Source organism: Kitasatospora sp. NPDC094019, from assembly GCF_044764505.1.
Lineage (GTDB): Bacteria > Actinomycetota > Actinomycetes > Streptomycetales > Streptomycetaceae > Kitasatospora.
Genome location: NZ_JBIWIF010000028.1, coordinates 56299 through 77812, shown reverse-complemented (window position 1 = coordinate 77812; position 21514 = coordinate 56299). Strand labels below are relative to the sequence as shown.

Annotated in this window: 20 protein-coding genes; 5 read left to right on the top strand and 15 right to left on the bottom strand. The window is 73.0% G+C overall.

Features of this window, described 5'->3' with window-relative positions; genetic code table 11:
- Window positions 1–184: 184 nt before the first annotated feature.
- The gene (locus ACIQ9P_RS36845) at window positions 185–1183 is read right to left on the bottom strand and encodes a hypothetical protein (RefSeq protein WP_402366118.1); all 999 of its coding nucleotides are present in this window, start codon (window positions 1181–1183) and stop codon (window positions 185–187) included.
- Between the two features lie 157 nt (window positions 1184–1340).
- A complete protein-coding gene (locus ACIQ9P_RS36840) occupies window positions 1341–3182 on the bottom strand; it encodes a diguanylate cyclase domain-containing protein (protein WP_402366116.1) in 1842 nt (613 codons plus the stop codon).
- Window positions 3183–3577: 395 nt separating this feature from the next.
- On the opposite strand from ACIQ9P_RS36840, the gene ACIQ9P_RS36835 reads away from it, so the two are divergent.
- Window positions 3578–4105 (top strand): flavin reductase family protein, encoded by a 528-nt coding sequence (locus tag ACIQ9P_RS36835; RefSeq protein ID WP_402366114.1) that lies wholly within the window; start codon window positions 3578–3580, stop codon window positions 4103–4105.
- A 36-nt stretch (window positions 4106–4141) separates the two neighbouring features.
- Here the strand turns inward: ACIQ9P_RS36835 and arfB are convergent, their stop codons facing one another.
- Entirely contained in the window at window positions 4142–4576 is a 435-nt protein-coding gene (gene arfB, locus ACIQ9P_RS36830; protein WP_045939015.1) for an alternative ribosome rescue aminoacyl-tRNA hydrolase ArfB, read from the bottom strand.
- 78 nt (window positions 4577–4654) lie between these two features.
- On the opposite strand from arfB, the gene ACIQ9P_RS36825 reads away from it, so the two are divergent.
- Together ACIQ9P_RS36825 and ACIQ9P_RS36820 are read left to right on the top strand one after the other, a co-directional pair.
- Window positions 4655–5143, top strand: a complete 489-nt coding sequence (locus ACIQ9P_RS36825; protein WP_402366112.1) for a hypothetical protein — start codon at window positions 4655–4657, stop codon at window positions 5141–5143.
- A gap of 112 nt (window positions 5144–5255) precedes the next feature.
- Window positions 5256–5831, top strand: coding sequence for a TerD family protein (locus ACIQ9P_RS36820; protein WP_093861491.1), 576 nt, complete (start codon window positions 5256–5258; stop codon window positions 5829–5831).
- Between the two features lie 164 nt (window positions 5832–5995).
- On the opposite strand, the gene ACIQ9P_RS36815 is transcribed toward ACIQ9P_RS36820, so the two are convergent.
- The 7 genes from ACIQ9P_RS36815 to ACIQ9P_RS36785 all read right to left on the bottom strand — a co-directional run bounded on the left by ACIQ9P_RS36815 (window position 5996) and on the right by ACIQ9P_RS36785 (window position 12784).
- On the bottom strand, window positions 5996–7306 hold the full coding sequence (locus ACIQ9P_RS36815; RefSeq protein ID WP_402366109.1) for a hypothetical protein: 1311 nt from the start codon (window positions 7304–7306) through the stop codon (window positions 5996–5998).
- Between the two features lie 123 nt (window positions 7307–7429).
- Window positions 7430–7924, bottom strand: a complete 495-nt coding sequence (locus tag ACIQ9P_RS36810; protein WP_402366107.1) for a DUF3180 domain-containing protein — start codon at window positions 7922–7924, stop codon at window positions 7430–7432.
- Window positions 7925–8137: 213 nt separating this feature from the next.
- A complete protein-coding gene (folK, locus tag ACIQ9P_RS36805) occupies window positions 8138–8737 on the bottom strand; it encodes a 2-amino-4-hydroxy-6-hydroxymethyldihydropteridine diphosphokinase (protein ID WP_402366105.1) in 600 nt (199 codons plus the stop codon).
- 61 nt (window positions 8738–8798) lie between these two features.
- Window positions 8799–9158: a dihydroneopterin aldolase gene (folB, locus tag ACIQ9P_RS36800; RefSeq protein WP_402366122.1), complete on the bottom strand. Its 360-nt coding sequence runs from the start codon at window positions 9156–9158 to the stop codon at window positions 8799–8801.
- A 256-nt stretch (window positions 9159–9414) separates the two neighbouring features.
- Complete coding sequence (locus tag ACIQ9P_RS36795; RefSeq protein WP_402366103.1) at window positions 9415–9915, bottom strand: nuclear transport factor 2 family protein; 501 nt, start codon at window positions 9913–9915, stop codon at window positions 9415–9417.
- A 24-nt stretch (window positions 9916–9939) separates the two neighbouring features.
- A complete protein-coding gene (gene folP, locus ACIQ9P_RS36790; RefSeq protein WP_402366101.1) occupies window positions 9940–10812 on the bottom strand; it encodes a dihydropteroate synthase in 873 nt (290 codons plus the stop codon).
- Between the two features lie 133 nt (window positions 10813–10945).
- Window positions 10946–12784, bottom strand: coding sequence for a phosphatidylglycerol lysyltransferase domain-containing protein (locus tag ACIQ9P_RS36785; protein WP_402366099.1), 1839 nt, complete (start codon window positions 12782–12784; stop codon window positions 10946–10948).
- A 377-nt stretch (window positions 12785–13161) separates the two neighbouring features.
- Here ACIQ9P_RS36785 and ACIQ9P_RS36780 point away from each other — a divergent pair, with 377 nt between their 5' ends.
- Window positions 13162–14316 (top strand): alpha/beta hydrolase, encoded by a 1155-nt coding sequence (locus ACIQ9P_RS36780; RefSeq protein ID WP_402366097.1) that lies wholly within the window; start codon window positions 13162–13164, stop codon window positions 14314–14316.
- A 137-nt stretch (window positions 14317–14453) separates the two neighbouring features.
- The gene (locus tag ACIQ9P_RS36775) at window positions 14454–15242 is read left to right on the top strand and encodes a ferritin-like domain-containing protein (RefSeq protein ID WP_402366095.1); all 789 of its coding nucleotides are present in this window, start codon (window positions 14454–14456) and stop codon (window positions 15240–15242) included.
- A 23-nt stretch (window positions 15243–15265) separates the two neighbouring features.
- Here the strand turns inward: ACIQ9P_RS36775 and folE are convergent, their stop codons facing one another.
- The 5 genes from folE to ACIQ9P_RS36750 form a co-directional block, all read right to left on the bottom strand.
- Entirely contained in the window at window positions 15266–15871 is a 606-nt protein-coding gene (folE, locus tag ACIQ9P_RS36770; protein ID WP_093861483.1) for a GTP cyclohydrolase I FolE, read from the bottom strand.
- A 112-nt stretch (window positions 15872–15983) separates the two neighbouring features.
- Window positions 15984–18038: an ATP-dependent zinc metalloprotease FtsH gene (ftsH, locus tag ACIQ9P_RS36765; RefSeq protein WP_402366093.1), complete on the bottom strand. Its 2055-nt coding sequence runs from the start codon at window positions 18036–18038 to the stop codon at window positions 15984–15986.
- Window positions 18039–18264: 226 nt separating this feature from the next.
- Window positions 18265–18819, bottom strand: coding sequence for a hypoxanthine phosphoribosyltransferase (gene hpt / locus ACIQ9P_RS36760; RefSeq protein ID WP_030059589.1), 555 nt, complete (start codon window positions 18817–18819; stop codon window positions 18265–18267).
- Between the two features lie 70 nt (window positions 18820–18889).
- Window positions 18890–20029, bottom strand: a complete 1140-nt coding sequence (gene tilS / locus ACIQ9P_RS36755; protein WP_402366091.1) for a tRNA lysidine(34) synthetase TilS — start codon at window positions 20027–20029, stop codon at window positions 18890–18892.
- 286 nt (window positions 20030–20315) lie between these two features.
- Complete coding sequence (locus ACIQ9P_RS36750; protein ID WP_402366089.1) at window positions 20316–21494, bottom strand: zinc-dependent metalloprotease; 1179 nt, start codon at window positions 21492–21494, stop codon at window positions 20316–20318.
- Window positions 21495–21514: the final 20 nt, after the last annotated feature.

Below are 21514 nucleotides of genomic sequence, written 5' to 3'. Positions count from 1 at the left end.
TCGTCGACTCCACCGGCTACGACCTGGTCGCCGTCATGCGCCGCGGCGAGTGGATCCTCGGCGGCGACCGCTTCACCCCGATCACCACCGCCTGACCCCTCCCGGTACGACGAACGGCCGCCCGCTCCCCTCGTGGGGGAGCGGGCGGCCGTTCGTCGTACCTCGGGCCGGCCCCGGGAAAGCCTCAGGAAGCGGCTTCCAGCAGCACCTGGTCGACCAGGATCGTGCCGCTGCCGGCCGGCACCGAGATCACGACCGTGTTCGGGCCCGCCACCATCGGCGGCGTTATGTAGGTGTTGAACCAGGACGAGGCCGGGTCCTTGCCGGGCGAGTAGTTCTTGAAGCCCAGCCCGCCCGGCCAGTCCTTGCCGTTGACGGTCGCCGAGGCCCGCACGTCGGCGGCGGCGTTGCTGTAGTGCACGGTGAACTTGTAGGTACCGGCCGCCGCCAGGTCACCGGTCCAGGTGATCGTCCCGCCGGGGTTGAGCGTGAGGTAGCTGCCGTCCGCCGACTTGGCGCCCTTGACGGTGTTGCCGGACGGCGCGTTCTGCCCCTGCAGCTGGCTCGCGTCCACCGCGCCCAGGCCGCCGGTGCCGGAGGCGGTCGCCGCCGGTGTGGCCGAGGCGGAACCGGTCGGGTTCGCGCTGCCGGTGCCGGTGCCCGGACCCGCCGAGGAACTGGCCGGGGCGCCGCCCTTGGCGTCCTTGTCCTTGCCGCTGTCCGGGTCCCCGCCGGTGAGGGCCACCGCGGCGCCGATCGCGATCGCCGCGACCACCGCCACCGCGCCGATGACGGCGCCCTTGCCCCGGCCGCCGCCGCTCGGCCGCTCCTCGCCCGGCTGCGGGCGGGAGTGCTCGGCGTAGCGGGCCTGCTGGGTGGGGGCCGCACCGAAGTCGCCCTGCGGCGGGTACTGCTGCTGCGGCTGGGCCTGCGGGTAACCCGGCTGGGTCGGGTGGGACTGCTGTGGCGGGTACGGCTGCTGCGGACGGGGCTGCTGGCCGTACTGGGCGCGGCCGACCTCCATCGGGCGGCTGTAAGGGGTGCGGGGCACGCCCTGCTGCGGCTCGGCCGGCTGCCCGGAGGCGCCGTCGGCCGGACGGTAGAGGTAGCCGAACGGATCGTCGTCCTGAGGGGCGCCGCCCTCCGGGCCCTGGGGCGCCCCGCTGCTGCCGGCGGTGGTCACGGTGGTCAACTCCCCCATCGCGGTCGCGCCGCCGGACTCCGTGCCGTCGGGCGCTGGTCGTGGTCGCTCGTACCCCGAACCCTACCTGCCGTCGGCTACGCCCCGAAAAGACCCCTTGACAACCCGCGAGCAGCCCGCGCCCGCGGCCGGCCCGGAATCAGCCGGCCCGCCGGTGCGAACGCTCGCCGCGGGCGCCGCGCACCGCGCCGCCCCGGGCCCGCTTCTCGTCGTACATCCGCTCGTCGGCGGTGTGCAGGACCTCCTCGATGCTCATCCCGCAGCCGGCCCAGCCGACGCCGAGACTCACCCCGACCCGCATCGCCCGGCCGTCGATCCGCATCGGCGGGATGATCGCGTTGCGCAGCCGGTGGGCGAGGTCCTTCGCCTCGTCGCGGCCGATGCCGTCGGCCAGCACCACGAACTCGTCGCCGCCGAACCGGGCCACCGTGTCGCCGTCCCGGACGGCCCCGCTGAGCCGGCGGGCGACCTCGACCAGGACGGCGTCCCCGGCGTTGTGCCCGAACCGGTCGTTGATCGACTTGAAGCCGTCGAGGTCGCAGAAGAGCACCGCGAGCCCCTTCTCCACGGCGGGCGGAGGGCTCGAACGGAACGGGCCGGTCCGGATCTCACCGCCCGGGCCGTGGTCGGGCGGCACCACGGCGTGCACATGGTCGCCGTAGCCGTTCGCCCCGTCCGGCGCGCCGACGGACGCGACCGCCGGGTAGCCCTCCGGGAGACCGTACCCATGGGCCGGGTCGGTGCCCTGGTACCCGCCGTACGGGCGGTGGGCGTCGCCGAACACGTTCTCCGGGTACCCGCCGAAGCCGTCCTCGGGCCGGAGCGCGGCCGCGTACCCGGCGCCGCCGTGACCGGAGTCCCCGGCCGGGGCCTGATGCCCGGCGGCGACCGCCTGCGGCAGGGCGCAGAGCCGGCGGCCGAGCCTGGCCTTGAGCTCGGCCCCGTTCGGCAGCCCGGTGAGCGCGTCGTGGCTGGCCCGGTGGGCGAGCTGGAGCTCGTGCCGCTTCCGGTCCTCGATGTCCTCGACGTGGGTGAGCAGGAAGCTCGGGCCCTCGGCGGCGTCGGCCACGATCGAGTTCCGCAGACAGACCCACTGGTACCCGCCGTCGCGGCGGGAGAGCCGCAGTTCCGCCCGCCCGCTCTCGGCGCTGGTGCGCTCCAGCAGCGTCCGGTCGTCGGGGTGCACGAGATCGGCGAAGCTCTGCTGGCGCAGCACCGCCCGGGGACGCCCGAGCAGACGGCAGAGGGCGTCGTTGACCCTGGTCAGCTGGCCCCGCCCGGCCCCGTGGAGTTCGGTGATGGCCATCCCGCTGGGGGCATACTCGAAGGCTTGGCGGAAGCTCTCCTCGCTGGCCCGCAGCGCCTGTTGCTCCTTCTCCAGGCGGGCCAGCGCGCGTTGCATCTCGGCGCGCAGCCGGGCGTTGCCGATCGCGATCGAGGCTTGCAGGGAGAACATCTCCAGGGCCTCGCGGGTCCAGGCCCCGGGCCGCTTGCCGCTGCGCGGCCGGTCCACCGAGAGGACGCCGAGCAGGTCGCCGCCGGCGCTGTACATCGGGGCGAGCAGGCCGTCGGCCGGGTGCCAGTCGTTGGCGTAGACCGGCATCGCGCCGTCCCCGATCCAGCGCGGGATGTCGCTGGCCACGGCCCAGCCGCGGTCGTAGGGGAGGAAGCGCAGGGTGCCCCAGTGGTCGCTGACGCCGAGCAGCCGGTCCCAGGACTCGCGGGAGCCGACCTGGCCGAGCAGGACGGAGGGGCCGCCCATGGCGCTCTCCTCCAGCTCCCAGACGGCCGCCACCACCAGGTCGCCGTCGGGCCGGACCAGGCTGACGGCGGCGGCGTCGAATCCGAGCCCGTGCACGGCGCCCTCGACCACGGCCTGCAGCGTTCCCGCCAGGCTGCGGGCAGCGTTGAGGTCCGCCACGACCCGGTGCAAGGTGCGGAGGGTCGCGAGACGGACATAAGGCTCCGACTCGGCTTCCATGCGGGGGCTCCCCGGCTGCTTCGGATAGGTCTTGATTGGTTATCGTCCGATTGCCAGAAGAACTGAATCACAGGGAGCACAGCGTTCGGCACGCTCGGTCAGCAATAGGTCAGCACTTGTGACTTAAATCACACGACGCTAATGCACCCTTAATCGGTTCATCTGCCCCATAACAGGACAAAAAGCCTCATCGGTACATTTCCGGTGGTCGGCCGCAATGGCCCCGCGCTGTAGCCGACTGCCCGCCGGGCAGGCCCTCCCCTTCACTCCTGGGAGTGAAGCCGGGCGCGAACCGTGACCTTCCGGGCCACCGGGCGGGCCGAGCCACGCTGCGTCGCTGGTCCTACGACCAGGGCCCGATGTCGTTTCCCCCGGTCGCGGGCTAGCGTGCCTACGTGTACCCGTCCCCGCAGCCCGAAGCTGCCTCCCAAGCGACCCCCGACGAGTTCCGGGCAGCGCTCTCCCAGCTCGCCTCCGGCGTCAGCCTGGTGACCGTCCGCGACCCGGACGACGGCGAGGACGTCGGCATGACCGCGACGTCCTTCCTGTCCGTGTCGCTGGAGCCGCCGCTGGTCCTGATCTCCGTCCGCGAGGACTCCCGGATGGACGAGGTGCTCTCCCGGGCCGGGACCTGGGCGGTCTCGCTGCTGTCCGAGGAGCAGAAGGCGCTCGGCTCGCGGTTCGCCATGAAGGGACGGCTCAGCGACCGGCTGCTGTTCGCCGACGCCCCGCACCACCGCGGCCCGTTCAGCGGGGCCCCGCTGATCAGCGGGGCGCTCGCCACCGTGGAGTGCCGCACCGAGCAGCGGATGCCCGCCGGCGACCACACCCTGCTGCTCGGCCGGGTCCTGGAGGCCCGGGTGCCCGACCCCGGCGGCCGCCCGCTGCTGTACTTCCGCGGCGGCTACCGCGCGCTGGGCTGACCCCGGCGCCGCCGGACGCGCCGAGCGCCGGTGCCGCTACTCCCCGCCGCGCGGGGAGCGCCGCCCCTGCTTCAGCTCGGAGCGGTGCCGCTTGTTGGTGAGCCGCCGCTCGACCATGCCCCGGCTGGGCCTGGTCGCCCGGCGCGCCTTCGGCGGCGGGGCGGTCGCCTCGCCGAGCAGCGAGGCCAGCCGGGCCGCGGCGACCTCCCGGTTGCGCCACTGCGAACGGTGCTCGGAGGCCCGGACCACCAGCACCCGGCCGTCCACCAGCCGGCCGGCCAGCCGCTCCAGGGCGCGCTCCTTCCACACCTCGGGCAGTGCCGCGGAGGCGGCCAGGTCGTAACGGAGCTCGACCTGGGTGTCGGAGGTGTTGACGTGCTGGCCACCGGGGCCGGAGGAACGCGAGAAGCGCCAGACGAGCTCGGCGTCGGGGACGACCACCGACCCCCGTACGCGGATGGGCTCAGGCATGGGCCCATCATCCCGCGCCGGACCACGCCGGGTCACCCGGTTATCCGGCCGTCCCGCGCCAACCCCGACAATGTCCCTGTGATCGAGCTCGGCTACTCCCTCTCCAACCGCTTCCCCGACCCCCCGCAGACCGACTACCGGTCCGCCGGCGCGCGCGAGCTGCGGTACGACCTGTTCTGCGGCGACGTCCACGTCGAGGACGAGGAATCGGACCTGTCCACAGCCTGGGGATGGGTCCCGGTGCTGGACTTCGCCTGGGCCCTGTGCGACATCGTCGAGGAACTCGACCGCGACCCGGACGGCGTCCGCGCCGCCCGGGTGCAGACCGCCGACCTCGACTTCACCCAGAACACCCATCTGCTGCGGTTCGCCCGCCGCTTCAACTGGGTGGAGGTCACCGCCACCTGGCTGCCGGACGAGCCTCCGGTCGTGGTGCGCCACGGCGATCTGCGCCGCGAGGCCAGGGATTTCCTCCAGGACACCCTCGCCGACCTCTTCGACATGCACCCGGATCTCGCCGACAATCCGCTTGTCTGGGAACTCCAGGGCAGGTTCCGGCGCGTCTGACCGGGGAATACCCGAAGCCGTGCCGACAGCGGAAAAGCACCGCCGTGCGGAACCAATCCTCGCGGTTCCCGCGTTATCCCCGGCAACAGCAATCGAAGGGACAGCACACACCATGCCAGTGAGCCTCTCCAAGGGTGGCAACGTCTCGCTGACCAAGGAGGCCCCCGGCCTGACCGCGGTCACCGTCGGCCTCGGCTGGGACGTCCGCACCACGACCGGTGCCGAGTTCGACCTGGACGCCAGCGCCATCGTGCTGAACGCGGACGGAAAGGTGCTGTCCAACAGCCACTTCGTCTTCTTCAACAACACCAGCACCCCGGACAACACCGTCGTCCACACCGGTGACAACCGCACCGGTGAGGGCGCGGGCGACGACGAGGCGATCAACGTCAACCTCGCCACGCTGCCGGCCGAGGCCACCAAGATCACCTTCCCGGTCTCGATCTACGACGCCGTCGCCCGGTCGCAGAACTTCGGCCAGGTCCGCAACGCCTACATCCGCGTGGTGAACGCGGCCGGCGGCGCCGAGATCGCCCGCTACGACCTCTCCGAGGACGCCGCGACCGAGACCGCCATGATCTTCGGCGAGCTCTACCGCAACGGCGCCGAGTGGAAGTTCCGCGCGGTCGGCCAGGGCTACGCCTCCGGCCTGGCCGGTATCGCCCAGGACTTCGGCGTCCAGCTCTGACGCTCCGCCCCGCGGTGCCTCCGGCGCCCGTCCCGCCACCCGGCGGGGCGGGCGCCGCGTCGTTTCCCGGCCGGGGCCGGGGCCGGGGCCGGGAACGACGGAGCGGCGCGGGCGGACGGGGTACCGTCCGCCCGCGCCGCCCGGTACCGACCGTCGGCGCCGCCTCAGCGGGAGGCGCGCAGCTCCGGCACCTCGATCTGCTCGGTCTCGTCGTGCGGGGTCAGGTCGACCACCTCGGGGGCGGCCGGCCGACCGACCTGGGGCAGCACCTGGGTCCGCTCCTCGGCGGCCTCCGGGGCCCCGGAGGCCGCCGGCTCCGGCGTCGTCCCCCGGGCCGTCTCCCCGACCTCGTCCTGAGCCTGGACCTGAGCCTGGGCCTGCGTCCGGGCCTGCGCCTGGGCGGCCACCACCTCGTCCCCCACCACGTCCGCGAGGTCGGCCCGATCGCCGAGCTCCGCGACACTGCCCACGACCGGCGTCGGCGCGGTCGGCCGGACCCCGGCACCGGTGCCCCGGCCGAAGAAGCTGAAGCCCTGCGGGCGCGCCGTCGCGGGCACCGTCGAACGCGGCCGCTGCCGCTCGGCCGGCCGCACCGGCTGCGCGGCGGGCGCACCGCCGAGCTGCCCCACGGTCGCGGTCAGCACCGGCCGGACCGGGGCCGCGGGAACGGGCGTGGCCCCACCGGACGCGGACGGCGCGGACATCCCGGGAGCGGACGGCGTGGCCGTCGCGGGCGTGGGCACCCCGGGAGCGACCGGAGCCGGCAGCCCCGGCGCCACCTGCCCGGGCAGCCGCCCGGGCACCGGCGCGGGCACCGCCGAAGAGGTCGTCGCGGGCGCCGTACGGGCCCGCAGCGCGAGCTCCGCACCCGCCGCGCGCTCCCGCTCGGCGGCGCGCTCCAGCTCCCGCCGGGCCTCCCGCTCCCGCTGCGCCTCCTGCTCCGCCGCCCGGCGTCCCAGCTGCCGCATCACGGCCCCGGCGCGGACGAAGGCGGCCGGGCTGGCCGGGTACTTGGGGCGGCTCGCGGCGAGGGCCCGCTGGGTCGCCTCGGCCTCCTTGAGCGCCTGCTCGGCGACCGCCACGGCCCGCTCCTTGAGCAGCCGGGCGATCTCCGTCTCGGCCTTCGCCAGTCGGGACTTCTCGGCGGTCAGCCGCCGCCCGAACCGGGTCGCCCGCTCCTCGGCCACCTCGGCCGCGTACTCGGCCTCGGCGAGCTGTTCCTCGAACCGCTCCTCGGCCCGCAGCCGCTGCGCGGCCGAGACCTCGGCCGCCGCCCGGGCGGCCCGGTCGCGCTGCCGCAGCAGCACGGCGAAGCCGAGTGTCGCGAGCACCGCGGCGGCTCCCACCGAGCGCACCAGCACGGTGTCCTGACTGAACAGCAGCGCTCCCAGTGCGGCGACGAGGAGCACGCCGGCGGCGGTGGGGGGAAAGACCCGGCCGAGGACGGAGGAATGACGGTGGCGTCCGCGAGACATGCTCAAGAAACTAGCGTGCGAATCGGGACCGTGTCAGCCCAGGGTCGGCTTCGGCCCTTGACACCGTGCCCGATCGACCGGACGCGGCCGGGGGCCCCGCCGGGATCCGCGGAACGGGGCCGGTCAGCGGTGGGTGGCCGCGGGGCCGTGCCCGCCCGGGTCGTCGTGGTTCTCCGGCAGTCGGCAGACGTGCTGCAACCAGAGCGCCGCCGCGATCACGGCCACCCCGGCCAGCACCGCGAGTCCGGCGGTGATCGCCTGGTCCTTGCGGGCCGGCACGTCCAGCTCGCCCAGCAGCTGGATCCCGGCGCCGGCGTAGATCCCGGTGACCACCGCCGAGACCAGCGCGCTGGCCTGGGCGAGCACCACCGCGCGGGCCGCGCCCAGCGGATCCACCCGCTTCGCCCCGGGCTGCCGCTCGCGCGCCGCCTTCAGCCGCGAGCGCAGCGAGAGCGCGGTCGCCAGCAGGATCACCGCCACCGCGGCCAGCACCACGGGCGCCGCGCCCGGCACGGCGGGCAGCGTGTCCAGGGAGGCCCAGAGCTTGGCACCGGCCCAGGACAGCGCCGTCGTGACGACGGTGATGCCGACCAGCAGACGGAGGCGAAGCAGCTTCACTCGGACGGGGTCCTTTCCCGGGCGACGGGCGACGGGCAGCGGGCGACGACGGAACCGACCGCCCCGGGGACACCGGTGCGGCGGCGTCAGGCCACCGTACCGGGCCCGGCCCGGAGGGGTCCCCGGACCGGGGCCGACACCATGGGTACGCCCGACGGCCCCGCGCGAGTTCCCCGGCCCGTCCGGCCGGGGAGCCGCGCCCGCGCCGGGGACCTACTCCGGCAGGGTCAGCCGGATGTCCTCACGGCGCCGGACACCCTGGGCGTCCGGGCCGCCGAGGGCCGCCAGCAGCTCGCCGACCGGCCCGTGCCCGGGCACCTCGGCCTCCGGCTGGGCGTCCAGCCACGGGGCGAGCACGAAGGCGCGCTCGTGCGAGCGCGGGTGCGGCAGCAGCAGCTCCGGGTCCTCGCTGACGACACCCTCGTAGGCCAGGATGTCGACGTCCAGCGTGCGCGGGCCCCAGTGGACGGTGCGGACCCGGCCGAAGGCGTCCTCGATCGCGTTGCCGCGCTCCAGCAGGTCGCGGGGCGGCAGCGTGGTGCGGAGCACGACCACCGCGTTGTAGTACGCGGGCTGCTCCGTGGGGCCGCCCACGGCGTCCGTCTCGTACACGGCGGAGACGGCCTTGATGCTGAGCCCAGGTGTGTCCGCGAGGGCGTCCACGGCCCCCTGGAGGGTGTCCAGGCGGTTGCCGAGGTTGGAGCCGAGGGCGATCACGGCGCAGCGCTGGCTGTGCAGGGTGGTGTCGGCCGAGTCGACCCGCTGCTCCAGGTCGAAGGCGCTCGGCGCGGCGGTCGGGTCGCTGGTGGTCATCGCACTTCCCCTAGGGCTGAGACGGGCCGCGCTGCGGCGGGCGCCGGACGTGCGGTACAGGTCACCCGCGGGTCCGGTGGATGGTCACGGTCACGTCGTCGAACGGCACGGTGATCGGCGCGTCCGGCTTGTGCACGGTCACCTCGACCTCCTGCACCGGCTCGTGCTTCAGGCACTGGTCCGCGATCCGCTGGGCCAGGGTCTCGATCAGCTCGACCGGCTCGCCGGCGATGATCGCGGTGACCTCCTCGGCCACGATGCCGTAGTGCGCCGTGCGGGTCAGGTCGTCGCCCGCGGCGGCGGGACGGGTGTCCAGGTACAGCACCAGGTCGACCACGAAGGTCTGACCCTCGGCCCGCTCGCGCTCGAAAACGCCGTGGTGGCCACGGGCACGCAGGCCCCGCAGGGTGACGCGGTCCAGCAAACGAATCACTGCTCCCAGTCGGACGGGTCCCGCCCGGACGAGGACGGCGGGCAGGGCGGAGACGGGCGTCGCGCCCGCCGCTGACCTTTTGAATCTACCCGCGCGCGCCGACAACACCCGACCGTCCTACCCGGCACGAACCGTCGCCACGCACACCGCATTGGCGATTGACGTGAACGTTCGGTGACCTGCCGGGAATTCCCCGGCCACCGGCCGGGGCCGTTTTCCCCGGTTTTCCGGCCGGATCCCGGATTCAGTCCTCGTCGTCCTCGTCGGCGCTGGTCAGAACGGGTGAACCGTGGTGGGACCACAGTTTCCACCCGGCCGGAGTGCGCCGGAAGAGATTGGTCGACACGACCTTTCCGCCGACCAGCGGACCGAGCTCGCCCTCCTCCTCCGCCTCGCCGCCGGAAAGGATGTTCTCGGTGCACGTGACAAGGGCCACATCGCCCTGCACCTCCGCCTCCTCGTCGGTGAGGATGAACTGGATGTACTCGGTGTTCGCCATGATCAGCATGTAGGAGCGGGTCACCTGGGCCCGCCCGCGCAGCACCGGCCACCCCGGGTGGACACAGACGACGCCCTCCTTGTCGTCAGCCTCGCCCGCTCCCAGCCAGGCGTCCTCCACCGCTTCGAGGTCACCGCTCTCCAGCGCCTCGTAGAGGGCGCGGTTGGCCTCCAGGGCCGCCTCCCGGTCCCCGTCGGTGGACCGTCGGCCCGCTGTCTCCCCGCTCAACCTGCCGTCACCTGCCATGACCCTCCCGTCTTCGCCATGCGCTCACTCCTGCCGGGCCGCGCGCCGCCAGGCCGCGACCACGCGGACGGCGTCCGCCGTCCCGGACACGTCGTGCACCCGTACCGCCCAGGCCCCGGCCCCCGCCGACAGCGCCGACACCGCGGCGGTGGCGTCGTCGCGCTCCCGGGCCGGGCGCAGGTCCCCGGTTTCCGGGTCGGCCAGCAGCGTACCCAGGAACCGCTTGCGGGATGCGGCGACCAGGACGGGACGGCCGAGCGCGGTGAGGGCGTCGAGCCGGCCGAGCAGCGCCCAGTTGTGCTCGGCGGTCTTGGCGAAGCCGAGCCCCGGGTCCAGGATCAGCTGCCGCTCGTCGGCCCCGGCGGCGACCAGCGCGTCCATCCGCGCGGTGAGCTCGCCCACGACGTCGGCGACCACGTCGCCGTAGACGGCCAGCCGGTCCATGTCGGCGGACTGCCCGCGCCAGTGCATCACCACGAAGGGCGCGCCGGTGGCGGCCACCATCCGGGCCATCGCGGGGTCGGCCAGGCCCCCGGAGACGTCGTTGACGAGCAGCGCGCCGGCCTCCAGCGCCCGCTCGGCCACCGAGGCCCGCATGGTGTCGACCGAGACGGCGACCCCGGCGGCGGCCAGTTCCCGCACCACCGGGACGACCCGGCGCAGTTCCTCGTCCTCCGGCACCCGCTGCGACCCCGGCCGGGTGGACTCGCCGCCGACGTCGACCAGGTCGGCGCCCCGGGCGCGCAGTGCCAGGCCGTGGGCGATCGCCTTCGCGGGGTCGTGCCACAGGCCGCCGTCCGAGAAGGAGTCGGGGGTCACGTTGACCACGCCCATGACCGCGCAGCGGTCCAGCCGCGGCAGTCCGGAGGGCAGCGAGTGGGGCACCGAATTGCTCATGCCCCCATTATCCGGCGGCCCGGACTCCGGCCACCCGACGCCCGCGGCCCGGCGCCCGGACGCCCCGGGCCGAACAGCGGCCGGCCCCCGCCGAGGAGCTTCCTCGACGGGGGCCGGCGGCCGCGCGCCCGGCTCAGGCGGCCTCGGTGACCTCCGGCCTGGCCCCCGCCGACGGCAGCCCCTGGCGCTGCGGCTTGCGGCCGAAGCGCGGCATGCCGAGGGTGATGAAGGCTTCCGCCTGCATCGCCGCGAAGCCGATCCGGGGCAGGTCCCTGGTGTTCGGGAAGACCAGGAAGCGCGGCTCCCACTCCGGCTGGAACTTCGCGTTGAACTTGTACAGCGACTCGATCTGGAACCAGCGCGACAGGAACACCAGCAGCCCGCGCCAGGCGCGCAGCACCGGGCCCGCGCCGATCCGCTCGCCGCGCGCGAGCGCCGAGCGGAACATCGCGAAGTTCAGCGACACCCGGCGCACCCCCATCGCCGGGACGGCCTGGAGCGCGGCGACGATCAGCAGCTCGTTCAGGCCCGGGTCGGCCGCCCGGTCACGGCGCATCAGCTCCAGCGAGATGCCGTCCTCGCCCCAGGGCACGAAGTGCAGCACCGCCTTGAGGTCGTCGCCGCTCTCGCCCTCCTCCGGCGCCTTGTGGGCGGTGACCACCACGCAGGCGTCGTCGCCCGGCTCGCCGAACCGGCCGAGCGCCATCGAGAAGCCGCGCTCGGTGTCGGTGCCGCGCCAGCGGGCCGCCGCGTCGGCGATCCGCTCCCGCTCCTCCCGGCCGAGCTCGGACACCCGGCGGACCTGGCAGGAGTAGCCGTTGCGCTCGATCCGCTTGACCATCTGACGGACGTTGCGCATGGCCCGCCCAGCGAGCGAGAAGGAGGCGGTGTCGACGATCGCCTCGTCCCCCAGCTCCAGCGCGTCCAGCCCCGCCTCCCGGGTCCAGACCTCGCCGCCGACCTCGCTGCAGCCCATCACGGCCGGCACCCAGGCGTGCTCGCGGGCCTCGGCCATGAACACCTTGATCGCGCCCGGCCAGGCTTCGACGTCGCCGACCGGGTCGCCGGAGGCCAGCATCACGCCGGACACCACCCGGTAGGAGATCGCCGCCTTGCCGGTGGGCGAGAACAGCACGCTCTTGTCCCGGCGCAGCGCGAAGTAGCCGAGCGAGTCCCGCTCGCCGTGCCGCTCCAGCAGGGCCCGGACCCGTACCTCGTCCTCGGCGGTCAGCTCCGGCTTCGGCTTCTCCGGCCGCAGGGCGAGGTAGGTGGTGGTGAAGGCGGTGATCAGACCCATCGCGCCGAGCAGGTAGCCGACCAGGTCCTCCATCCGGTCCGAGTTGTAGTGCACCGGCCCCTCGAAGCCGAACAGCCCGTAGAGCACGTGCTCCAGCCGCTGGTACAGGCCCGGGTGCCCCAGCTCGTACTTGGTCCGGGTGCTGACGATCAGCAGGCCGATCAGCACGCTCACGACGCCCAGGACGACCAGGTTGACCACCGCGCGCCAGCGGGTGCGCGGGTCGGCCTTGGCGTAGAACTCGCGCCGGTGGACCAGCATGACCACGAACAGCACCATCGAGATGACCGCCGGGCCGAGCTGGTGCCAGCGCAGCAGGTGCAGCGCCGCGCCCACCGGCAGCAGCACGCAGACCACCCGCCAGGCGCGCCGCTTGCGCCGGCGCAGCGCGTGCGCGAGCAGCACCAGCAGCAGGCCGACCATCAGGGTGCCGGCCGCGGCCAGCGTCGTGGTGCCGCCCGGCAACTGCCCGGCGAAGGTGTGCACCTTGGTGTGCCGGAGCTTGGGGAACACCGCGCTGGCGATGTCGACCAGTCCGATCAGCAGACAGGTGTAGCCGACCGCGCCCGGGAGCCAGGCCCTCGGAACGGCGGCCGCCTGGGTACGAAGCGTCTGCAGGCCGCGACGGCGCTGCGGCTGCTCGGGGCTCGGCTCAACGGACACGGGAACGCTCATGGGGGTTCAGCGTAGAGGCTGTCTCGGGGTGTCCGGTCACTCCGGGGTGGGAGCCGTGATGGACCTTCATGCGTTTTCCTTCATCTGGCAAGACGCACACCAAGGAACCGGCAACGAAGGGTAAACCGGCGCCCCGGGGGCGCTGCGAATTGAGCCGAGGGGTGGGTGCCGGGGGCCCCTCGCCGCGTGGCGCGACGAGCCCCCGCGTACGTGCTACGTACGGTGGACGCCGCATTGTAGGGCGTCGGTTGCGCGCGAGCGCCACCGGGCACCCGGCCCCGTCCCGGCGTCCGGACAGCCTAGCCGCGGTGGCCCGGGCTGACGGACCGCCAGACGATGAACCTGCACTGCCAGTGTCCCACCGGAAGGCCGACTGCATGGAACTGACCAGCGACGCGCTGATGAACTCGCTGCTTGCCCTGGGTTCGGCCGCGCTCGTGATCACCCTGTGGCTGTGGCCCCGGCTGGCCCGGCAGCGCCCACTCCCGGTGCTCGGCCGGGTCGGCCTGTTGACGCTGACTCAGATCGCGCTGGTGTCGGTGCTGGCGCTCGGCGTCAACAACTCCTTCGGGTTCTACACCTCGTGGGACGACCTGCTGGGCTCCGACGGCACCAAGCTCGCCCTCACCAGCAACGAGACCCGCAAGGGCGGCGCGCCGGTCGGCGACGCGCTGGTCCAGCCGACCAACGAGGGCGGCATGGAGGCGGTCGGGGACCTGCCCAAGGGGCCGCCCGAGGAGGTCGGCCGGGTCGAGTCGGTCCGGATCACCGGCAAGGAGACCGGACTCTCCGACCAGATGTTCGTCTACCTGCCGCCGGAGTACTTCGACCCCAAGCTCGCGCTGACCCGCTTCCCGGTCCTGCTGGCGATCGCCGGCTACCCGGGCATCACGGTCAACCTGATGAAGGAGCTGCCGGTCGTCCAGCAGGCGGTGGAGCTCCAGCGGACCGGGAAGATGCAGCCGACCGTCGTGGTGCTGTCCCGTCCGACCCTCGACCCGCCGCGGAACACCGAGTGCGTGGACGTCGTCGGCGGGCCCCGCACCGAGACCTGGTTCACCAAGGACGTCCCCGAGGCACTGCGCTCCGCCTACCGGATCGGCCGCTCCCCCGCCTCCTGGGCCGTGTTCGGCTACTCGACCGGGGGCAGCTGCGCGCTGCGGCTGGGGATGCGCTTCCCGAACGTGTTCGGCGCGACGGCCGCGCTGCACGGCGACGTCAAGGTCGTCGAGGACCAGTTCACCGGCGGCAGCCTGTTCGGCGGGGACCGGACGCTGGCCGAGCAGAGCGACCTCACCTGGCGGCTGCAGAACCTGCCCGCCCCGCCGCTGTCGATGCTGGTGGTCTCCACCCGCAAGGAGGCCGACTACCCGCAGACGGTGCAGTTCGTCGAGCTGGCCCAGCAGGTGGCCGCCACCAACCCGCAGTTCCAGGTGGAGTCGATGTACCTGGACGACGGCGGCCACAACTTCGACAGCTGGGTGCGCGAGCTGCCGGCCACGCTGGAGTGGGTCGGCAACCACCTGGGCTAGGGCGGGTCCCGGGGAGCGCCACTGGGACACCTGAGTGATTACCGGCGGGTCGGGCACGGCGCCCGCCGTCGCGGGGAACGTATCGCGACCGCTCCGGCCGACCGCCGGAGCGGTCCCGGATCCGGGCAGGAGGCCCCATGCTCAGCACCCGATCGCTCTTCGAGGAGATCTACCGGAACGACGAGGCGTACCAGCTGTTCTGCAGCATCGCCGCCGGCGGCGAGGACCAGGGCGGCTGGGAGAACGAGCGGATCACCGAACTCACCCGTGACCCGGTCCTCGCCCCGAAGATCGCCCGGCACGGCGCCGACGAGCGCAAGCACGGCCGGATCTTCACCCAGCTGCTGCACAAGCGCGGCCTGCCCAAGGTCGACGTCCCCGCCGAGGCCGACTACTGCATGCTGCTGGAGCGGCAGGGCGTCGGTCTGGCGCACGAGCGGCTCACCACCGACATCCCGCTGACCGAGCGCGAGATCATCACCTATCTGGCGCACAGCCGGGTGACCGAGCAGCGCGCGGCCGAGCAGATGCGCCAGCTGGTCAAGGTCTACGGGGACAACCCCGACCTCGGCCGGGCGATGCGGATGATCTCGGCGGACGAGGACAACCACCTCGCCTACTGCCACGAGGAGCTGCTGCGGCTGTCCGCGGCGGGCCACGGGCCGTACATCCGGCACGTCCTGGAGACCTGCGCCCGGGGCGAGATCCGCACCCACCGGGACGTCGGGCTGGCCGTGACGTCCCGGATGGCGCGAATCCTCGCCTGGCCGCGCTGGCAGCTGGCCGTCGTCACGGCCGGCCTGCACGCGCTCTACCTGTACGACCTGCTGTACGGCTGGCGGCGGATGGTGCGGCTGCGGATGCCCGCCCGGCGCGACGCGCTGGGCACCCCGGCCCCGCCGCACGCCGAGTCCGGGCCGCTCTAGGCGGCCCGGCCCGCGCGACCCGGTCAGCGCCCGATGATGAGGCTCATCGCCTCGGCCCGGGTGGCCGGGTCGCGCAGCTGTCCGCGCACGCAGGAGGTGATGGTCTTGGCACCGGGCTTGCGGATGCCGCGCATCGACATGCACATGTGCTCGCACTCCACGACCACGATCGCTCCGCGCGGCTCCAGGATCCGCATCAGCGCGTCCGCGACCTGGCTGGTGAGCCGCTCCTGCACCTGCGGCCGGCGGGCGTAGACGTCGACCAGCCGGGCCAGCTTGGACAGGCCGGTGATCTTGCCGCTGGGGGACGGGATGTACCCGACGTGCGCGACGCCCCGGAACGGCACCAGGTGGTGCTCGCAGACGGAGGTCAGCTCGATGTCCTTGACCAGCACCATCTCGTCGTGGCCGAGGTCGAAGGTGGTGGTCAGGACGTCCTCGGGCTCCTGCCAGAGGCCCGCGAATATCTCCTTGTAGGCCCGCGCCACCCGGGCGGGCGTTTCCAGCAGCCCCTCGCGGTCCGGGTCCTCACCGACCGCGAGCAGGAGTTCACGGATCGCGTTCTCGGCCCGCTTCTGGTCGAACGTGCCGACGGCGGGCGGACCGTCGAGCGTCACCGGGTCGATCATGCGGGCCTCGCTAACTCGTTGGCGAACAGGGGTTGAACAGCACGGATGCCGCGCCTCCAGGGTACAAACCCCGGTGACGCGGCATCCATTCCGGCGGGTGCCGGAGCGGTTCTCAGCCCTCGGTGGGCGGCTCGACGGGCAGCTGCGGGAGCTTGACCACGTCGGCCGGAGCGGCCTCGGCGGTGGCGGCGGCGCCGTTGGTGAGCGCCAGCTCCTTGGGCGACTGGACCGGCGGGCGGGTGGACGGCGTCCGACGGGCGGAGCCGGTCCAGGCCGGACGGGTCGGGCGCTTGACGATCGGCGCGAAGATCTCGGCGATCTGCTCCTTGTTGAGGGTCTCCTTCTCCAGGAGCTCCAGGACCAGGTTGTCGAGCACGTCGCGGTTCTCGACCAGGATCTCCCAAGCCTCGTTGTGCGCGCTCTCGATGAGCTTCTTGACCTCTTCGTCGACCAGCCCGGCGACCTCTTCCGAGTAGTCGCGCTGGTGGCCCATCTCGCGGCCCAGGAAGGGCTCCGAGTTGTCGTTGCCGAACTTGATGGCACCGAGGCGTTCGGTCATGCCGTACTGGGTGACCATGGCCCGCGCCGTGGCGGTGGCCTTCTCGATGTCGTTGGAGGCACCGGTGGTCGGGTCGTGGAAGACCAGCTCCTCCGCCGCGCGCCCGCCCAGCATGTAGGCCAGCTGGTCGAGCATCTCGTTGCGGGTGGTGGAGTACTTGTCCTCCTCCGGCAGCACCATCGTGTAACCGAGGGCACGGCCGCGGGACAGGATCGTGATCTTGTGCACCGGGTCGCTGTACTGGCAGGCCGCCGCCACCAGGGCGTGACCGCCCTCGTGGTACGCGGTGATCTTCTTCTCCCGGTCGGACATGATCCGCGTGCGCTTCTGCGGACCCGCCACGACGCGGTCGATCGCCTCGTCCAGGATGTTGTTGTCGATCAGCTTCTTGTCCGAGCGGGCGGTCAGCAGCGCCGCCTCGTTCAGGACGTTCGACAGATCGGCACCGGTGAAGCCGGGGGTGCGCTTGGCGACGGCCGAGAGGTCGACGTCGGGCGCGATCGGCTTGCCCTTCTGGTGCACCTTGAGGATGTCCAGACGGCCCTGGAGGTCGGGACGCTCGACCGCGATCTGACGGTCGAAACGGCCCGGGCGCAGCAGCGCCGGGTCCAGGATGTCGGGGCGGTTGGTGGCGGCGATCAGGATGACGCCGCCCTTGACGTCGAAGCCGTCCATCTCGACCAGCAGCTGGTTGAGGGTCTGCTCGCGCTCGTCGTGGCCGCCGCCGAGGCCCGCACCGCGGTGCCGGCCGACGGCGTCGATCTCGTCGACGAAGACGATCGCCGGGGCGTTCGCCTTGGCCTGCTCGAAGAGGTCGCGGACGCGGCTGGCGCCGACACCGACGAACATCTCGACGAAGTCGGAACCGGAGATCGAGTAGAACGGCACCCCGGCCTCGCCCGCGACGGCACGCGCCAGCAGGGTCTTGCCGGTCCCGGGCGGGCCGTAGAGCAGCACACCCTTGGGGATCTTGGCGCCGACGGCCTGGAACTTGGCCGGCTCCTGGAGGAACTCCTTGATCTCGTGGAGCTCCTCGACCGCCTCGTCCGCGCCCGCGACGTCGGAGAAGGTGGTCTTCGGGGTGTCCTTGGTCAGCAGCTTGGCCTTGGACTTGCCGAACTGCATGACGCGCGAGCCGCCGCCCTGCATCTGGTTCATCAGGAACAGGAAGACCAGCACGATGATGACGATCGGCAGCATCGACAGCAGGAGGCTGACGAGGGTGCTCTGCTTCTCGGGACTGACGGTGTAGCCCTCGGCCAGCGTGCTCTGGTCGTTGTCGTTGATCTGCGCCTGCAGCTTGTCGGCGATGCCGACGCCCTGGTCCCCAATGTAGGAAGCCTGGAACTTGCTGCCGGACTGCGGCTTGCCGGTGCCCACGGCGGGCAGCTTCGCGCCGTCCTTGAGCTGAATCTTGATCGTGTTCGAGTCACCCGTGGTGATCTGCGCCGACTTGACCTGCTTCGCGTCGATCGCTGCGACGACCTGCCCGGTGTCCACCGTTTTGTAGCCGTTCGAATCCGAAACGACCTGCATCAGCACGATGACGGCGAGGACGGCCAGCACGATCCACATGATCGGCGCACGGAAGTATCGCTTGACGTCCATCCATGCGGGGCGTTGCCGCCCCGTCCCTCCTGCCACTCAACGGCGCCGCGGGCTGTGGGCCACCGGCGCATCTTGGTCAGTGCTCATGTGAAGAGCGGTTTTATTGGACCGTACCGCAGTGCGCCCCCCACGTGGCGGGAGCACGGCGGTACGACGTTCCTCTATGGTCCCCCGATCCAACGGACGGGAACAGGATCCTGTTCCCGTCCGTCGTCCGAACGGGTAATCAGCCGCCGTAGACGTGCGGGGCGAGGGTGCCGATGAAGGGGAGGTTGCGCAGCTTCTCCGCGTAGTCCAGACCGTAGCCGACCACGAACTCGTTGGGGATGTCGAAGCCGACGTACTTGACGTCGATCTCGACCTTGGCCGCGTCCGGCTTGCGCAGCAGGGTGCAGACCTCCAGCGAGGCCGGGCCGCGCGAACCCAGGTTGCCGAGCAGCCAGGACAGGGTCAGGCCGGAGTCGATGATGTCCTCGACGATCAGCACGTCACGGCCGGCGATGTCGGTGTCCAGGTCCTTCAGGATCCGCACCACGCCGGAGGACTTGGTGCCCATCCCGTAGGAGGAGACCGCCATCCAGTCCATGGTCACCTGCGAGTGCAGGGCGCGGGCGAGGTCCGCCATGACCATCACGGCCCCCTTGAGGACGCCGACGATCAGCAGGTCCTTGCCTGCGTAGTCCCGGTCGATGCGCTCGGCCAGCTCCAGGAGCTTCGCGTCGATCTCGTCCTTGCTGATGAGCACCTTCGCGAGGTCAGCGCCCATGTCGTTCTGGTCCACCGGGGATACGTCCTCAAACGTGTCGGGGTCTGGATGGCCGGCGGCCGGCTCCCCCGGGCATGCCCGCCCGTCAGTCGCCCTGTCGCCGAAAGACCAGCGTGCCACACCGCCGAGTGGCTTCGACGCCCCCGGGTAGGTGCAGCGGCCCCTGACCCCGCCATCCGGTGACCAGCAGGTCGATCGTCTCCAGGTGCCGGGCGAAGAGGTCCCCGGCCGGACAGCCCGCCCGCAGCGCGGCCCGGCGCAGCACCCGGCGGCGCACGGCGGGCGGCAGCTCGGACAGTTTCCCGGCGTCCAGGGTGCCTTCGCCCGTCCGGATGTCGCGCTCGGCGAGCGCGGCCCACTGGTCGAGGGCGTCGGCGTCGTCGCGGAACAACCGGGCGGTGCGGGCGAGGGCCTCGACCACGCCGCCGCCCAGGTGCTTCTCCAGCACCGGCAGCACCTCGTGGCGGACCCGGGCCCGGGTGTAGGCGGGGTCACAGTTGTGCGGGTCGTCCCAGACCTGGATCGCCTGGGCGGAGCACGCCTGCCGGGTGGCGGCCCGGTCGAGCTCCAGCAGCGGGCGGCGGTAGCGGCCCTTCTGCGCGGGCATGCCGGCCAGCGAGCGGGAGCCGGACCCGCGGGCCAGGCCCAGCAGAACGGTCTCGGCCTGGTCGTCGCGGGTGTGGCCGAGCAGGACGGCGACGGCGCGGTGCCGCTCGGCGGCCGCGTCCAGGGCGGCGTACCTGGCGTCCCGGGCGGCGGCCTCGGGGCCGCCCTCGCGGCCGACCCGGACGGCGATCGCCTCGACCGGGTCGAGGCCGAGCTCGCGCAGCCGGTCGGCGACCTGGTCGGCCCGCTCGGCGGAGCCCGACTGGAGGCCGTGGTCGACGGTCACGGCGCCGACCCGCAGGCCGATCTTGGGCGCCTCGAAGGCGGCGGCGATGGCGAGCGCCATGGAGTCCGCGCCGCCGCTGACGGCGACCAGGACCAGCGGCGAGCCGGGCGCGGCGGGGGTGCGGGGCAGCCCGGACGGGTGGCGGTGGGCGTTGCCGATCAGCGTGGTGCCGACGGCGGCCGGAACCGCGGCGGCGGCGACCGGAACGCCGGGGACGCGCTCCCGCGGCTGACGGGCGGGCGCGGTGAAGGTGGAACCGGCCTCGGCTGCGAGGTCGGCGAGGGTGCGGCGTACGGCCAGGCGTATCGCGGCGACGGCGGGGTGTGGGCCCACGGCGGACGACTCCTCGACGGAGGGGGGACAGGAGACTGCGGTGGGCGCGGCGGGGACCGCGCATCCATGAGCACCCTGTTACCGGGCGCTCACAGATGGTGGCAGAAAGGAGGCACCCGCTACGCCACCCGCGCCACCGGTACGACCACCGTCCCACGTTCGGGTGAATGAAGAAACGTATCTTCACCCGCCATGTGCACGACTGGACCATGCGTGCGAACGGATCCGACCTCCCCCGGTCCCACCTGTCCCGCGCGTCCGGCCCGGGCCGGGCCGGACGGGGCCCTCAGCGGCCCACCCGGGCGACCCAGGCGGCGGGGTCGTGGACCTCCTCCTTGGTCGGCAGGGTGTTCGGCGAGGTCCAGACCCGGTTGAAGCCCTCCATGCCGACCCGCTCGACCACACCCCGGACGAAGACCGCGCCGTCCTGGTACTGGCGGAGCTTGGCGTCCATCCCGAGCAGCCGGCGCAGCACCAGGTCCAGCCGGTTGGCCCCGCGGTCCCGGCGCTGCTGGAACTTCTCCCGGATCTCGGCGACGCTCGGCACCACGGCCGGGCCCACCCCGTCCATCACCACGTCCGCGTGCCCCTCCAGCAGGGACATCACGGCGGTGAGCCGGCCGAGGATCTCCCGCTGGGCCGGCGACTGGACGATCTCCAGCAGGCCGGCCGACGGGGCGTCGCCGCCGCGGGAACCGAGGCCGGGCAGGCCGGCGCCGAGCGATCCGGCCGCGTCCCGCAGCCGCTCCACCAGCGCGCCGGGGTCGACGTCGGTCTCGGCCAGGAAGGACTGCACCTCGGACTGGATGTGGTCGCGCAGCCACGGCACCGCCGTGAACTGGGTGCGGTGGGTCTCCTCGTGCAGGCAGACCCAGAGCCGGAAGTCGGCCGGGTCGACGTCCAGCTCCCGTTCCACGTGGACGATGTTGGGCGCCACCAGCAGCAGCCGGCCCGGACCGGGTCCCTCGGGGCCCAGCCGGGGCTTGTCGAACAGCGCGGCCGGGCTGTCCGGCGCCTCCAGCGAGGGCTCGGCCGGGGCGAAGGTCTCGTACTGGCCGAGCACCTTGGTGGAGAGGAAGGCCAGCAGCGCGCCCACCTCGATACCGGTCGCCTTCTCCCCCACCGTGCCGAGCACGGCGGAGGCCGAACCGCCCGTCCGGCGGGCCTGGAGCTTCTCCACCAGCGGCTGGACGATCGTGCGGAAGCCCGCCACATTGGCCCGCACCCAGCCGGGGCGGTCCACGATCAGCACCGGGGTCGCGGCGGCCTCGGCCAGACTGGTCGAGCGCATGCCGGTGAACTCCCGGACGTGCTCCTCGGCCGCCAGGGCGTGCCGGCGCAGTTCGGCGACCACCGCGGCCGCCTCGGCCCGGCTCACCTCCGGCCCCGGCCGCACCAGCCTGGTCGCGGTCGCGACCGCGAGATTCCAGTCGACCATCTCGGAACCGCCGCTCGCGCTCGTCATGCCCTCACCGTACGTGCTCC

Coding starts and splice junctions, on each gene's coding strand:
- ACIQ9P_RS36820 (WP_093861491.1), top strand. CDS start 5,256: ATGCCAGTGAGCCTCTCCAAGGGTGGCAACGTCTCGCTGACCAAGGAG.
- arfB (WP_045939015.1), bottom strand. CDS start 4,576: ATGCCTGAGCCCATCCGCGTACGGGGGTCGGTGGTCGTCCCCGACGCC.
- ftsH (WP_402366093.1), bottom strand. CDS start 18,038: ATGGACGTCAAGCGATACTTCCGTGCGCCGATCATGTGGATCGTGCTG.
- ACIQ9P_RS36775 (WP_402366095.1), top strand. CDS start 14,454: ATGCTCAGCACCCGATCGCTCTTCGAGGAGATCTACCGGAACGACGAG.
- ACIQ9P_RS36840 (WP_402366116.1), bottom strand. CDS start 3,182: ATGGAAGCCGAGTCGGAGCCTTATGTCCGTCTCGCGACCCTCCGCACC.
- ACIQ9P_RS36780 (WP_402366097.1), top strand. CDS start 13,162: ATGGAACTGACCAGCGACGCGCTGATGAACTCGCTGCTTGCCCTGGGT.
- ACIQ9P_RS36750 (WP_402366089.1), bottom strand. CDS start 21,494: ATGACGAGCGCGAGCGGCGGTTCCGAGATGGTCGACTGGAATCTCGCG.
- folP (WP_402366101.1), bottom strand. CDS start 10,812: ATGAGCAATTCGGTGCCCCACTCGCTGCCCTCCGGACTGCCGCGGCTG.
- ACIQ9P_RS36815 (WP_402366109.1), bottom strand. CDS start 7,306: ATGTCTCGCGGACGCCACCGTCATTCCTCCGTCCTCGGCCGGGTCTTT.
- folE (WP_093861483.1), bottom strand. CDS start 15,871: ATGATCGACCCGGTGACGCTCGACGGTCCGCCCGCCGTCGGCACGTTC.
- folK (WP_402366105.1), bottom strand. CDS start 8,737: ATGACCACCAGCGACCCGACCGCCGCGCCGAGCGCCTTCGACCTGGAG.
- ACIQ9P_RS36785 (WP_402366099.1), bottom strand. CDS start 12,784: ATGAGCGTTCCCGTGTCCGTTGAGCCGAGCCCCGAGCAGCCGCAGCGC.
- ACIQ9P_RS36795 (WP_402366103.1), bottom strand. CDS start 9,915: ATGGCAGGTGACGGCAGGTTGAGCGGGGAGACAGCGGGCCGACGGTCC.